Annotated in this window: 10 protein-coding genes; 7 read left to right on the top strand and 3 right to left on the bottom strand. The window is 57.1% G+C overall.

All coding sequences use genetic code 11. The annotated features are described in order from the left end of the window. Positions 1–791 precede the first annotated feature (791 nt). The 5 genes from N5J29_RS02875 to N5J29_RS02855 all read left to right on the top strand — a co-directional run bounded on the left by N5J29_RS02875 (position 792) and on the right by N5J29_RS02855 (position 6,483). On the top strand, positions 792–2,750 hold the full coding sequence (locus N5J29_RS02875) for a hypothetical protein (protein ID WP_164150553.1): 1,959 nt from the start codon (positions 792–794) through the stop codon (positions 2,748–2,750). A gap of 528 nt (positions 2,751–3,278) precedes the next feature. Then, positions 3,279–4,205: a hypothetical protein gene (locus N5J29_RS02870; protein WP_070489743.1), complete on the top strand. Its 927-nt coding sequence runs from the start codon at positions 3,279–3,281 to the stop codon at positions 4,203–4,205. Between the two features lie 14 nt (positions 4,206–4,219). Beyond that, positions 4,220–5,071: a hypothetical protein gene (locus N5J29_RS02865; protein WP_070489744.1), complete on the top strand. Its 852-nt coding sequence runs from the start codon at positions 4,220–4,222 to the stop codon at positions 5,069–5,071. A 57-nt stretch (positions 5,072–5,128) separates the two neighbouring features. Continuing rightward, positions 5,129–5,470 carry a hypothetical protein gene (locus N5J29_RS02860; protein WP_070489746.1) on the top strand — a complete coding sequence of 114 codons (342 nt, stop codon included), beginning with the start codon at positions 5,129–5,131 and terminating at the stop codon, positions 5,468–5,470. Positions 5,471–5,523: 53 nt separating this feature from the next. Then, on the top strand, positions 5,524–6,483 hold the full coding sequence (locus N5J29_RS02855) for an ATP-binding protein (protein WP_070489748.1): 960 nt from the start codon (positions 5,524–5,526) through the stop codon (positions 6,481–6,483). Positions 6,484–6,588: 105 nt separating this feature from the next. Here N5J29_RS02855 and N5J29_RS02850 read toward each other — a convergent pair whose 3' ends face one another. After that, complete coding sequence (locus tag N5J29_RS02850) at positions 6,589–7,107, bottom strand: hypothetical protein (RefSeq protein WP_164150552.1); 519 nt, start codon at positions 7,105–7,107, stop codon at positions 6,589–6,591. A gap of 246 nt (positions 7,108–7,353) precedes the next feature. Between N5J29_RS02850 and N5J29_RS02845 the strand changes: the two genes are divergently transcribed. Both N5J29_RS02845 and N5J29_RS02840 read left to right on the top strand, forming a co-directional pair. Beyond that, on the top strand, positions 7,354–8,634 hold the full coding sequence (locus tag N5J29_RS02845) for a hypothetical protein (RefSeq protein ID WP_070489753.1): 1,281 nt from the start codon (positions 7,354–7,356) through the stop codon (positions 8,632–8,634). 128 nt (positions 8,635–8,762) lie between these two features. Further along, the gene (locus tag N5J29_RS02840; protein ID WP_070489755.1) at positions 8,763–9,566 is read left to right on the top strand and encodes a hypothetical protein; all 804 of its coding nucleotides are present in this window, start codon (positions 8,763–8,765) and stop codon (positions 9,564–9,566) included. Positions 9,567–12,119: 2,553 nt separating this feature from the next. Here the strand turns inward: N5J29_RS02840 and N5J29_RS02835 are convergent. Both N5J29_RS02835 and N5J29_RS02830 read right to left on the bottom strand, forming a co-directional pair. After that, positions 12,120–13,001: a TniB family NTP-binding protein gene (locus tag N5J29_RS02835; RefSeq protein WP_070489760.1), complete on the bottom strand. Its 882-nt coding sequence runs from the start codon at positions 12,999–13,001 to the stop codon at positions 12,120–12,122. Continuing rightward, positions 13,001–14,899, bottom strand: coding sequence for a Mu transposase C-terminal domain-containing protein (locus N5J29_RS02830; RefSeq protein WP_070489762.1), 1,899 nt, complete (start codon positions 14,897–14,899; stop codon positions 13,001–13,003). Before N5J29_RS02830 ends, N5J29_RS02835 begins: the two co-directional genes overlap by 1 nt. Positions 14,900–14,902 lie beyond the last annotated feature (3 nt).

The raw sequence follows: 14,902 nt of genomic DNA, 5'->3' as shown, positions 1-14,902 counted from the left end.
TCCACCCGCCGCCCTCTGTCCACGTCGTGAGCCTACTGGTACGCCCCCTCCCAAAGCGTCCAGATACACTCAGTGAGTGCATTGCCGACTCAGCGGCTCCGCGTGAAGAGGTGACTTCGATCTCAGCGGCTTTTATGGCAAGCGCCTTACCCATCTGCTCTCAGAGCATTTCAATCTGATCCGGCCCTTCGCCTGCAGGAGCTAGGCGTCTAGCCGTCCTCCAGCTTCCAGATACTCACGGACCGCGGCCAGGTCCTCGACACTTCCACTGCACATGAGTGTCAGAGCTGGGGCACCGTTGAACAAACTTGCCTTATTGGGTCGACGGATCCAGCCATCAGCCTGTGTCCGGTTTGGAAAGATTGTGTGTAGCGCTCGATAGATGCCCAGAACGTAGCTAATCCTTTCGAGAGTCTCCTGCTGGAGTCCCTCGACAACCCCTGTCTGTGCCAATACAAGAACAACATCTTCGGGCTGGCCAAGAACTGCACACTGCTCAACTGTGCTCAGGGACCATGCGTTGGCGATCTGGCTGAATGATCGCAAGGCCGGCCCAGCAAGGGCAGGATCGATGCCTACAAGTCGCATGCTTATTCGCTCAGCCTGTGAAGTCACTGCGCACATGCTACCGCCGATTGGTTCGATCAGTTGCCCACACTGAAGGGACGACGCCCCCCCCCCCGATCGCTCGCTCTCATGAACGAGCGGCCATCCTGGCCATGAAGAACGAAAACTCAATTAACGAGACTGCGTGCCGCTAATGATGGAGATGCACCCCGTGTACTGGCCGCATGACTGATCTAACCGACTTCCCCGATGACCCCCGCGTGTACTTCATCCGTCACATCGACGGGTACACCCAGCCACACAAGGGAACGGAGTCCACGTCTGTCAGGTGCTATTTGGCGCCCATTCCACATGGGTGGGGGTCAGATCCATCCAAACTCGATGATCGTCAGATCGCGCGTCTGTTCTCCGACAAGAATCCTGAGGGTTTCATCAGCACCATCTTCGCGGGGTCACTAGCAACCTACGTTGCAGGGCAATGCTTCATCCGCGGAGAGGATGGAAGGGGCGTCTATGCCGGAATGCTGATTCCGAAGCAGCGAAGGCTGGGCAATGCCTTGGCCTTCGGCGAGGAGTCCAGGCTGTACAAGGAGTACGAGGAAGACCACGAGAGCGGGCTATTCCCGTCCACCAAAGTTGGAGAGCGCACCACGGGCGAGGCAGTTGTCGCACTTCCCCAATCCCAGTTGCACCTTCAGGACGCCCTGAGTTACGGCTCCAGAATCCTGGTGGCTAGGGACACGAGGAGCCATGACGAGCGAAATCAGGTTGAGTACATCATCCCCAGGACGGTGATCTTCCGGGCGTTCTACGCGTTCAATTCCACCATTGCAGACATCTTCACCGCAGGCCCTTGGAGTACCGTCAGGTCCAAGGCGATTTCCGAGCAGGAGTTCGCCGGACACGTTACCGGCATCGACGAGCAGAGCGGCTACTGGAAGATCGTGCTTGCGTTGGGTATGACGTTGGATGATGGCCCAATGATGGCCCTCTTCCGGTTTGATCACTATGCCGAGGCCCGGGCCAAGCGCATTCACGAGCCCATTCTGAGAGCCCAGTTGGACGCTGCCCTTTGGGGCGCCGAGGATTCGCATTGGTGCTCCAATGCCGAGATCCCGTTGAATCCATTCTTGGGACCTTACCAAGGCACCGTATCTGGCTACTTCTTGAACCGCCGCAAAGACGGCGGTTTCGCCGGCAGGACCTTCTTGGTGACAGCGATTCACCAGATGTCCTTCTCAAAGCGACTACCGGCAATCGCTACAATCTTGGTTAATGATGCCACCGAGGGTGAGAAGGTCATTCATACGGGAGGACCTAGGCCACACAACAATGGCAATAGGCCTCGATCGCCTCGTCCTAATGGCAAGCCGACCGTAGACACGCATGAAGCAACCGAGCGGAAGCCAGGGTTTGATATGCCCTCGATCTCCTTCGCTTTTCATCCGAAGCCAAAGATCATCCGCCTCAAAAAGGATCAGAGCTTCAAGTACAGTTCCAAGCGAAAGAAGGACAGTCAGGAGCCCACCACAGAGATTTCTGGCGGCCGAAAAGCCGGCAAGCAAGAGGATCTCAGCCACGCCCACAGTGCTCATGAAAAACGCGACGCATCGGAGTTGCTGACTGAACTGATGGCGATTCTGAAGATACTCAAGACGAAGGGGACCATTGCCGAGTACCAGGTCGTCGCCCCCGTTGACTCCGAGCAACGCGTCCAAGTTGGCGCCTACCCTTGTTGGAACTTCCTGGGCGAGGACGAACGCAAGGCAGTCCGCATTGGAAAAGCTGATTGGGGGACGCGATCTTGGATGTACCTTCAGAAGGCAGAGTCACACTACAGAGCCCTCGCTCGCACAGCATTTGTAATCAGACTGTTGCTGCCCAATGGCCTTGCAGGCCTATGGATTGAGGTCGAGAGAAGAAGCAAGAGAGACAAGAGCAATGAGTCCATTGCGTCAGCGTTTGTCGTTTCAGACGATCTCGCTATCCGAGCAGAGACGCAGGCTGCACTCAGCATCATCCGATCGGTTCAGGGTGTCTCGCTAGGCAAGGCATTTGAGAGGAAAGGACGCGTCTGCTACACCCACCCTCACTACATGGAGAAGCCAGGTAGCGAAAAGTGGAGCTTGGCGCCATTGGAGGCCTTCCTGAAATCCATAGGCAACGGTCAGCCCCAACCATAGCTTGGTCGCACCATGCACCAAAGCCGCCCCTTCCGCTAAGGCGCCTGCCCATCGATCACGACCATTGCCACCGGATGCATCAGGTAGATAAGAGCTTGCGTGGCCGATAGGGCCATGGCCCCAACGAGTCTGTCAGGCTTGATCGACTCAAAGGTCAGTTCACGGTCAGATCCGCCCGTCGATTAGCGCTAGGCCGCTCCGGATGAAGGCTCAAGAAGGCGCCCGAGATCATCCCAAATTATTGAATTTTCAATATTTTTCTCAAATCAGCCAAATTTTTTGGGCAGGCAAATGGCCCCTAACTGGGCCCAGGTCACAAATTGACACCCCGTTCCCGATGTCCGATACTGCCACCACTCGGCTCGAGTGATGCATCGCTCGCCGAGACTGACTGTCAGTGCACCGAATCGATCGATGCTGCACTGATGGAACTTTTATGGCGCCCAAGGGCCGGAAGAGTGCTGCTAGGTTCTCTCGTCCGGACGACGTCATCGAAGGTTGGAACTTAGCTTACAAAAATGAACGTTGATGTTGGAAAGGCCGTTACTTACTATGGGTAACGGCCTTTTCGTTTTGGCATCCAACAAGGAATTTGGTGTGGAAAGCGCAGCCATTTGGAAACCCCTCCTCCAGCAGATGCTGAGAGGTCAGCCTCCCGAACCTGCAGCTCGGCTCCTTCAGCGGTTGGCCAAGAGCCCCGAGGCCAAAGCACTTGGAGGCTTTGACTACAAGCAGATGGGCTTTCCGCGGTTCAAGAATTTCTTGGATGCCTGCTCCGACGTTCTGGATCAGCACATCAGCGCTCATGGCGACATGCTGGTCTCGCTCCGCGGAACCACAGTTGATGCCCGCTCGGAGGCAGTGCGTCCGGCTCCTTCTTCAATTCGAAGTGACGTCTGGATAGCATTCTCCAACCCCGATCCCAATCGCATCAGGTTCATCAATCGCACTACCGGCGAGGTCATGCACCACGTCTTGGCTGCCGGCGAAACGGTAGATGGCATCCGCCCGGGCCAGGACTGGGTTCAGATTGAACCGGTGGCTGCAGACGTCCAAGCCTCCTGGATGCGCGAGTTTGCAGCACAGACTGAGGGCGTCAATCCGGAGGACCATGCAGTACTCGGACAGTCGTACAGGACTTACGCCAGCGCCGTCTTCGCAAAGGAACTCGGCCCTCTAGGCAAGCAGTGGACCAAGTTCCGCACTGCAAAGATGGTCGAAGCGATTCAGAAGTGGTCAGCAAGGGTCAACATCGCCCTGGCAACACTCACCCCTGCGGCTACCAATCGTTCAGAGGCAACTGCGGTTGAAACACCCAAGCAGGAAGCAGTCACCTCTGGCCTGTCTGCCAGAGCGCGGGCGCTCAAGCTCATGGATGCCCTCACCGACGAAGAGATATCTAGCACTCTGGTACCGCTCATGGCTTCGATCATCATGGTGAAGGCACAGCGCTAGCAGGAGATCCAAGGATGGCAATCTTCGTAATCGGACTTCCAAGCAATCTCAGAGCACGCTTCATCGCGGAAGCCGCTCGTCAGGGGCAGAGGCCAGAACTCAGCTTGGTTGTGAAACAGCAGTACCGTTATGAATTCAGTCCTCCCAACGGTCAGTGCGTTGCGGACCTGAACAACTTTGCCATGCAGGAAGCCTGGCCTGACCTCACGGTCGTAGTTCTGCCATACGTAGCCCTCCCCGCGGAGATGAAGCCCGAACTTCAGGTGCTGGCCGATGAAGGCGTCAGGATCATTCGACCTGTTCGTGGCGAGAATGGCTGGCCTCTTCGACTTGTGGGCCAGGAGGCGGACGACGATTTCACTGGCGAGGTCTACAAGGCGCTGGTGGAGCAACTCGGCTGGGCGACTACCACAGCATCCCCCGCCGAGAAATTCCGCAGGTCAGCTCAGAAGTATGGCGACTATCAGATCCTGGGGGATGCCCTGGACAAGTGTGATGACATCCACCACACAAGACACCGATTTCTCAAGACCTCGGCGGAACTCTTGGAGAAGTTTTGCAAGAAGCGCGGTGCCGTCCAGATGGGACTGGCCAGTTACTTCGGTGATCGCGGCGTGGACCTTGCGACGACCGGTGGCGTCAAGACAACCATCTACCTAATGAAGTCGGATCGCATCATCGAGAAGAGGTCATCGAACATGCACCTCAAGGAAGGGGATGCGACAGCGCCAATTGCGTGCCCTCGCATCTACTTCCAGCATCTCGACCGCGATCAGCAGTTCCGTCTGTTCCTCCTCTACGTCGGGCCTCATCCGCCCAAGGATCTCATCCAGATCACGCGAAACGTCCAATGGGAGCATGGCTAACCTGTGCATTCAGGCTAGCCACCAACAGCCGACCGACCGGCAGCCAGGAGAAGGTACTTGCAAGGGAAAGATCTGAGAGATTTGCTTGAAGCACACCCTGATGCCAAACATCACCTGAGCGACGCAAATGACTACCTAGTCAGCTATCGCTTCGACACGGGAACTGAGGTCGCCTTCGACCCACGCACAGTCAAAAAGTGCTCCGTTTTCTTGGCTAAGAAGCCGCCTGCTGGGCTCTATCACCCCGATGACCTGGTCATCTACGAGGACGACGATGAGCCATCAAGCGCGCTGCGTCGAGTCTCCACCAAACTTGCATCCACTCGTCCCTTGTATCGTGTCAGATTGAAGGACCCCGACCTGGCCAAGGAACTCTTGGACTGGGCAAGGCTGGCCTAGCGGGCCCGCGATTGGACATAGCGCCACGTACAAGTGATCGGCCAGGAGAGAACATGGAACTGAGCTGGGTACAGTCATTGGTCGACAACCAAGTACAGGAATCACTGTATCTGGAGCTCAAGAGAGGCGATGCCCTCTCGCCTCAGAACAACAGTAAGACAGAGATGATCAAGGACGTCACTGCGCTCGCGCATGCCAGTGGTGGGCACCTGGTCTACGGGATTGAAGAAGAGCCGGTCAATGACATTCCGGCTGCAGTACGACTCCGCCCAGTCACTGACAAGAAGCTCAACAAGGACTGGGTGACCAAGGTCATTACCGACAACACTTCGCCAAGCCTCACTGATTTTGAGGTCTTCGAGTTCCCAGTGGACGGCGGCAGGGTCCTTGTCATCAAGGTAGAAGAGGCTTCCACCGCTCACCAGAATCTTCTGGACTACCGCTATCATCAGCGGGTAAACACGGTGTCCCGGTTCATGGCGGACTTCCAGATCCGCGACCTGATGTCTCGTCGCTCATCACCAAGTTGCGAAGTCCGGGTTCGTCTGGAACGCATTACCATCAATCGCGACAACCATGTCTACCGGCTGAGAGTCGAACTGCTGAACACCGGTATGGTTTCAATGGAGAAGTGGTGGATTTCCATTGATGTTCCTAAGGAATGCCTTGCTGGACTGACGTATCCACAATCGGAACTGCGAACCCACCCACGTTTCGGCAAAGTTGTGCGCGAAGTAGATAAGGGCGGCTTCGACTTCATCAGGTTCTCGTGGGGAGACCCCTTCTTCGATGGCGATCGCTACATTCTCCACCCAGGACAGTCACTGGATTTCGGGCCGAGCAACGACTCGCTCCACACTCAAGCCCCCCTCCCCCCCATAGTTGTCGAGTTCAATGACCGAATCTTTCGCAGCTTGGTACATCGAGCGCCGGAACTCCAGTGGACGCTGTACACCAACCACGGCCAGCCTGTCTCGGGTTCGGTGCCATTCGAGCAGTGGTGCAACTTCTGAGTGAAGGGCCCGGGTTCCTCACGGGTGGCATCCCGGAATACCTGTATGTGCGGCACGCAACAGATAGAGTGGCGTCCAGAGCAAGCGGAGCCAACTGCTCCAGTGTCAGATTAGACTGAGTGAACTACGATGACCACGGCAGAACTGTATGTGCCTGGTCACGTTGTCGCGCAGTCGGCCGTAGAGCAACTCAAGTTGGCACTCCGCGGTAGAAATTTCTGACTGCGCCAGACTGCGAAGATCGAATAACACGTATGCCTCTCTGGGATTCGGCTGCCGAGACCAAACCGCAATACTGTCTGCCAGCGACTGAGACTGCAGTTGCTGGAGTACGCCATCCCGCCAAAGTGCCGTGAATGTGACGGGTACCCCCTGAAGGGCGTTGCTCTGGCGCCCCGCGACTTGGTCCAGGCAGGACATGGCGGCGCATTCCAACCGCGAGCGGATGATCGGAGTCACACCAAGAGGATTACTACCGATCTCCGCATACAAGCGGACGCTACTGACCACCCGGACTGAGACCGTTTGTTGACACTTTTTCGCTTCAGCAATTGGGATCGAGAGCAACTGCTCCAGTACGTCCCCAGTCGTGGTTTCGGTAAGTTCCAGCAGTGCCAGGGCCATGACGTTCCTCCAGTTGCGGTGAGGTAGCGCTTCTTGCCACTCGGTGTCGGAATCGATAGCCGCCTGCATATCGCCAAATGAGTAAGTTCTGACATCCCTCAGTCGGCATGTCTACCCCCGTTTGAACACCCGAATCGTCAGAACCCGACTCTGGAAAGCCGCCGTACGGACGATCTACTCGGACTGGATTTTGGGCGGTTCCCATCATAGAGTTCTGCCAATTACAGGGGACGTAGTGAGACAGAGATGTCAGATGGTTCGATTTTCATAGCGAAGCTGGACGATAGAGCAATCATTGAGGCTGTTGAGAAGGTCCAGAAGGAGTTCCCGAATCAACTTGAGGTTCACTTCATCGGCCAGTTTGGAGAAGTGCATGGTGAGGAAATTGCGGCCTACCGGGAATCGGGCAGCCTCTCACTGATAAGGGTCAAACTTGACTTCACCGAATGCTCCTGGACGTGGTATCGACTTGGACCTCCTGACTCCAAGACTTACCCGCAGGCCGCCGAGTACGACAGAATTGAGTTTAGAGGCAACCAGTACAATGGCTTAACTCCACAGCAGAGACCGGTTGCTCTTGCCATCGATCGAACTCTTAAGCTAGCACTGCAGTTGCCATTGACCGAAATCGACCCATCCTCGCCATTGAGTCTGGCTACCGGTCGCGAGGTACTACAGGCGCTACAGACGGCGTCTCAGAGACTGCTCACAGAGACGGCGGAGCATCGGACCAAGCTGGAGATCGACTTCGCGGCCAGGGAAGCCGCGCGGGAGGAACGTTTCAGCCAAGTTCGTCAGCAGGATGAAGAGCGCCTCAGTCAGGAGCGAGAAGCCGCCCAGGTCGCCCATGCAGAGCGAGTAGCCGCCCTAGACCTTCGCGAAGGTGAGCTGGACTCGCTGAAGAAGACTCTGGACGATCGCAACAACACTCACGTTAGACGCGAGATCCGCTCCAGCCTCCTTGACCTTACTAAGGAGCGACTGCTGAATTTTCGCGTTTCACCTGAGACCCGAACCCAGTACATTCTGGTGCACGCGGTTTGCTCAGCGGGAATCCTGTTCTTGCTTGGACTCGCGGCGGTCACCGCCGTCAAGTTCGACAGTACTCTACCGCCAACTGCATTTGCGCTCTCTGCCGCGCGCTCCTTGCTGGCCGGTGCGGCTGCAATCGCCTTGGGTGCGTGGTACTTGAAGTGGTTGAATCGATGGCTTCAGAGGATCGCCGACGCCGAGTTCAAGTTGCAACAGTTCCGCTTGGACATTGAGAGAGCATCCTGGTTGACCGAGACGGTCTTGGAATGGAATCAAAGCTCTAAGGAGCCATTCCCAGAACTCTTGGCCAGTCGCCTATCTACTGGTCTGTTCCAATCGACAAAGGACGATGTCGAAGACCCGCAGACTCCGGCCAGCCAGCTTGCCGAGGCTCTGTTGGGGTCCGCTGCGTCGGCTCGGCTAAAGATCGGCGATCAGGAACTCTCACTGGATCGCAAAGGAATCCGCCAACTCGAGCGCCCGGATGCAAGGTAGTAGCCGGCCCAAACTTTGCGAGCGTGTCTCACTTGGGCTCAGCCCTGAACTGAATCGCTGTTTCGAACGGGATTGATAGACGGGGGCAGGACATCCTCCCCCTCCGCCTACTGCGCAGAGATCAACAGATGGACTCCTATGCCCCGCCGCTCATTTATCGCTGCTGCCTGTGTGGATCAACAGAGGCGCTCTCAGGAGAGCATAAAATCAAGGCATCGGCATTGCGATCAGTGTTTGGCGACCAGAAGGCAGTGATCGTTCGCGACGGAGGAGGGTTCCGGCACGCTCAGAGTTCGAGGTCAAAGGCCTATCACTTTCAAGCGCGAGTCTGCGTGCCATGTAACAGCGCTCGAACGCGGCCGGCAGACCTTGCCTTCGACGAGTTCCATGCCGTGGCATCCCACCTCGCCAGTCGTAGCCATGACCCAGCCGACGTCACGCATGACCCTCGATTCAGGGACGCCTCTGGGGAACTCTACTTAGACGTATTCAGATACTTCGCCAAGTTGATGTGCTGCCATCTCGCGGAGATGGGCGCGCCGTTCCAGGATGAGCTTGCGGCCTTCGCAATCGGTCTTAGTGATCGCAACATCGTGGAACTGAGAGTTGACCTGGATGAGGTATACAAACGCCTGCAGAACGAGCTTTCAGCGAAACCTTACGCTGCACATGGCGGGCTGATTGTCACTGGAGACAAGGATACCCTAGCCCCTACGTCATTCTATTCGACGCTAACAGTTGGGCCGGTACGCTACTGCTTCCGCGTCAGCTACAGCGAACAAGGTCAGGCGAACCTCATGCATGATCATCCGGAGTTCTATGACTGGTGCACCCGCAAGATCGCTGACCTCATCGCCAATCCATTGAGTGCAGATGCCCGGCAGCTGCTCGGCCTACCTCCGCATCCGGACGACCTGCCTCCAGAAGCATGAGCCGGCCGATCCAGGCTGGCTCTCGTGTCCTTCCAGAAAACAACTCTAGAACGCTCGCCTCGACCATTCGGCAACAACAGCCCTCAACTCCATTCTCACCTCGACGATTCCGTCTCTGGTGATCAAGTCTCCTACATCCGTCACCCCAGTCACTTGGCGACGTAGGGTGCGCAACTCAAATCCGTAAGCGAGGGCGATTGTCGCAGCCAGGTCCTCATCCGAGGCAGTGCCTGGAACGCGTACCCGCAGCAGTAGGTCCATCAGTGTCTGCGCATCCCGCCTAAGGCTTGCCTTCTTGGCGACCTTTGGGGGCATAGTCACAGCCCAGCCGTACCGCGCCCGAACGAATCCGACCCAGACGCTCAGGTTGGCGCGCGAGCCAGGTGCCGAATCCAGGTACCTCACTAGATGCTCCTGCGCAAAGGGGCCGCCGAGATCGGCGGCCTCACAGAACGCCTGTGCCGTCCTCAGATACTGGGCCTGGGTACGAGTTGGCTTACCTGCCAGCCATGTCCTGTAATCAGTCAGATACCTGGCCCAGGGTCTTGATGCACTCTCCTCCAGACCACGTTCTATCAGCGCGACGTCACGAGCTCGGGCACGAGCATTCTCGTCAATCTGGAACCCGTAGCGCTCACAGATGAAACGGGTCACGTTCAGATTGGCTCTCAGTTGCTTGGAGTCGAACAGACGGAGCAAATCGGCCGCCACTATCGGCTGATGGGTGCCAGCATCCAGGTCGATGGCACGAAAGAACGGTGCAGCTTGGACAGCTTTCCTGGGAAGTCCGCCAGTAGCAACGTTCCTCGCGAGCAGCCACTCGCCAAATGCGGTGTACAGGGAGGCAACCCACTCGCGCTCAATGGTTGCCGCGCTCAGCGCAACCTCTCGCCTGAGGCGTGCCGCGATCGAGCATGAATCACAGCGGGCCGATCCGGCGCCCTTAACCGTTGAACCACAGTCTGGACACATGTGCTCGGCTGGCTGGTCACCGCCACATCCGATACACAGTGGCCTGCCCTCTTCAGTGACCGAGACCACCTTCCTGTACTTCCGGCATCGCACGCAGGTGGCATGCGTGTGCTTGTTCAAACACGATGGGCAAGCCTTTAGGTTTTCCGGCAGGTGTGCAGCACCTGCCAGACGTTGACTTGGCCGCTTGCAGATAGGGCATTCAATCTCGGACGTGGTGTACGGGAAGCACGATGGGCACACGAAATGCTCATAGGTGATGGGTGATCCACCGTCGGGGCCAGGCGTGGTATCCCGGATGATGCGCGCCTCGGGCGCGGGCCGGTCACACCTGATACAGCGCCTCTGGTTACGAAGACAAGCATCACAGGATGGAGCTTGTGGCTCTGACGCGTGATGTACCACTGTCCCGCTGCATGTTGGGCAACTGCAACTCACGAATTGACTGCTATAGCACGTCCCGCAGTACTCGCTACCTTTGTACAGCTTATGGGCATTGATCATCGGGGCGTAACAGCCATCGCAAGTTCGGCGCCCCTGTTTATCTGTACTCATTGCTTCTTCCAATCATCTTGAACAACACATCTGCCCTCATCTCGCGCCATCCACTGACGCGCTTTCGCTGAGCCTCACCTGCGGACCTCAGCTCGGCCCGATTGGATATCGGCCCGCGATTCACGCGTCCCGCAGAAAGCTGCTCCGCTAACCGCTTTATCCAGGGGGGCATCTGTTGGCGAAAGCACCTCTGGGTCACTCCCATAGACTCAACCATCGCTACCAAGCCAGCGGGTCCAAGACCGAGCAGGTGCGAGAGCAACTCTATGTCCGCGTGACGATCCGGCACCCTGCGCAGTTCGATCCTCAGCCCCCGCTCTTGCCCCATCCCCATCGACCTGCAGACCGGCTTGAGTGATTGGAGAAGTACATCGCTCCCCCAAAGCACCTCAGCCCCGGAGCAGCAATGACCGTTGAACTCAACTTCGTTGCTGGGATCCATCAGGCATCTGAACAGGAATGACTGCAAGGGCAAAGCGCGCATTGCTGCCGTCGTGGAAGTAGTTAAGAAACGATTGCAGTACCAACATCTACGAAGATCGAATCCATGTCGATGGGGTTGAACCACCGCCCCGCAATAGGGGCATGCGTCCTGCAGAACCCTTTGGTGCAACGGGCAAACCGTCCAGAATGACAGTCGCCACTGGCGAAGATATGCTCCATTTTCCTCCAAGCACTCCGGGCAGAACGTTAGACCGTGTCTGAGGCGAGTCCGGTGATACACGCCCATGCTGTTGATCCAGTGGTACACCCCTTGGGGCGGATCGCAGGTGCGCCGTGTCACTGCATTCCATTCGCCAAGGGTGAGTCCATTGAGCATCTGTAGAGATCTTCCTGACGGATACGTCAGCCGCTCCAACAGGGCTTCGGAGGCGCAGACATCAACATCCCTGGTCCAGACCTGAAAGCCAGGCGCATGGAGCGCCATGAGCTTGTGAGACGAAATTCCGTAGTCGATTGCGATTCGAGCCAAGTAGCTGGAAAGCAGTTCGTCTGGCACATGCGGCGGCCAGACGATGCGCATGATCAGATCTCGGCTAGAGCGCTAGCATGAGAAGCGCTGTCTTGGGCGGCCCTGATAATCTCGATAGTGATCTTCTCTTCGCCAGACCTGATCGCCATGGCTGCTGCGCTACGAAGCAGAGTCACGGTCCCACCAATGGCCTCCCCGCCCGCGGAATGCAAGACCGGCGCCAGCGTCTCTCCCGCCAGCCCAGAGGGCTTGGCCAGGGGGAGCAGGCGCTCATAGGTGTTGAGGAAGTTCAGATACGGCAAGTCCATGGCCCACTTGGGCATGGACAAAGCACTGAATCGCGATCGCATTTGGGCATCGAAGGCCAAAGCATGAACCGCCGCCTCGGTGCCGGCAGCAACAATACTTAGATTCAGCTCATTGCTGAGCTTACGGATGCCTGCCAGAACATCCGACGTCCCCTTCCTGGCAAGAGCAACGTCATTGAATTCATCGATTGCGAGCACGCGAACCTTCAGTACGCGAAGGACGGAGACCACCATGGTGTACTTGGCACTGGCCGGGTCGCTTCTACGGTGAGTAGTCGCACAGCGAGTGAGCACCTCTGACCAGAGTTGGGATAGATCCGGCTGAGCAGGCATGTTGATCCGGAGCACCGGAAGGCTAGTGCCCCCGTCGCCCAGTTGTACGGCTGGATGGCGCAACTGGAACTGCCGGAGGAGTGCCGTCTTGCCATTGTCGCCTCGAGCCACAATCAGCCTGCACGGCGGCCGCTGTGTGGAGGGGTACACGATGAGTTGATCCAACTCATCCAGCACACTCATTGCCTTCGGGTAACCAATCCAACGATCTTTACGGGCAACTGCGATGCGTTCCTCGTTGGATGCGCCCATGTAAGCAGCGACCTGATCATGCAGATGGGGATAGCTACTCATCAGTTGATCTCTCCAATTTCAAGGACTTCGAGCGGCTGCGAGAAGATGTTGCGGTCAGGGGCCTTCGCTGCTGACTGGTGCGGCGGCGGCGTGGCTTGCGAGCTTTGCGCGGACTGGGACGCAATCGAACTAGGCTTTGCCTTGGGAGCTTTCGCCGCTTGGCGGCGAGCAGCCTTGGATTTGGCTTTTGACTCTTCGACCAACTTTCGATTGCTCTCAATGCTCTGGAAGATGCGTTCCTCGTCTACAGCATCCTTACCCTCAGCCTTGATTCGCTTCTTTGCTTCACGTAGTTCGCCGGCAGAGATCGCCGGATGAGCCACGTTTCGATAGGGAACAGCGATGTATCTTTCGGAATTTGGATCCAAGAAATAGATTTCGCTGATGTTTCGAGGATCTCTTGCGAAGATGAACTTGCGCTTCAGCTTCGGGTTGTCCTCATCCGTCGCCCCAATGTGGCGATCAAGAATTGGGTCATAGTAGAAGACATTCTCAATTCGCACGCCGTACCGCTGCACCGTGACTTGGAAGTAGGGAAGGAAGTCCATACGAACCCGGTCTGGATCTGCCGGCAGCATTCGACCCACACCAGGCTTCTCATCGCCCAGGATCGCGTCCTCCCAAACCTTGATGGGGGCTGCGTCGAGCTGACTGTGCACGCATTGGTGATAGTTGTTGACGATAAAGTTCACCAAGTAGTGCTCCACTTCCCTCAGGGTCAAGCTCGCCTCCTTCTCGGAGTCATAGTTGCCCTTCTCCTGGATGTTGGAGAATGTTGCCCCCGGCACTTTCTTCATTTCAGTGGCAACTACCCCCATATAGCGCTCAATGTGACCGCCATAGTTTGGCTTCTTGACCGGCCGCCACTGCATGATGATCTCGTTGGCCTCGCAGCCCCTGTTCACCGCCTTGCACTTGAACTCCCTAGCGTTGTCAGCATGCAGGGTTCCGATCTGGCCCCACACGGGCCAGTCTCCCTCTACACCCAGTTCGCGTAGATACTCGTTCTTCGTGTTCATCGCATGCGATATACACATCGCGACTGACGTTGCAGAGGGTGCGTCGAGGGTGACGTACAGACCAACAACGGCTCGGCTGAATACGTCAATGGCCAAAGTGAGGTATGGACGGCCGATGGGTTTGCGGTGCTCCTCGTCGACGACCATCACGTCCAACGGTGTGTGGTCGATCTGGACCACTGCCAGAGGAAAGTCAGCACCAGGGAAGGAACCTCGGATGGGCTCGTACTTGTCACGCGCCTTGTCTTTCTGGCCCCGGCGACGCAGTGCTGTAGCTGGCCGGATATCGGCGATGCGATTGCGAACAGTGTTGGGATGCGGCGGATCAATCTTGGCCACGCGGCAGCGGCGCATCACCTCATCCACGACCGACTTCGGGCTCGGCTTCTGTTTCTGGAGGTAGAAGTCCTCGATAACCGAGGCGATCACTAGCTCCTGGTCCGCCTGCAGAAAGCGTGTACCTCTATTCCGTCCGCGTCGAGTTGGGACCAGGGCCGCTACGTGCTGATGGTCGTGATAGAGCGCTAGCCACTTGTAAAGCGTGGAAGTGTTGACGCCGGCACTCAACGCCGCTGCGGCAACTGATGACCGGCTTCGGCGAGGATTGTCCAGCAGGGGCTTGATAGCTTCAAAACGCCGTTGCGCCACTGCCCATAGATCATCCGAGAAGTGGTGAACGGAGAAGTTAGGTGTCTCATCCCCATCTTCCACTTCCAGAACTCGGGACATAGTCTCGATTCGAAGCCTGGCAACCTTGTCGGTCTCGACGTCTTCGGCCAAGACACTGTTGATGTCCAAGGAACGGGTAATCCGGTACCGGCGCTGGCCAACCATGACCTCTACGCCAGGCGAGATGTTGATGAAGTTTGAGGAGACCATGTC

This window comes from Stenotrophomonas sp. GD03680, assembly GCF_029844625.1.
GTDB lineage: Bacteria > Pseudomonadota > Gammaproteobacteria > Xanthomonadales > Xanthomonadaceae > Stenotrophomonas > Stenotrophomonas maltophilia_P.
Note: the sequence above shows the minus strand (reverse complement) of the source record. Positions and strands in the feature narration are given on the sequence as shown.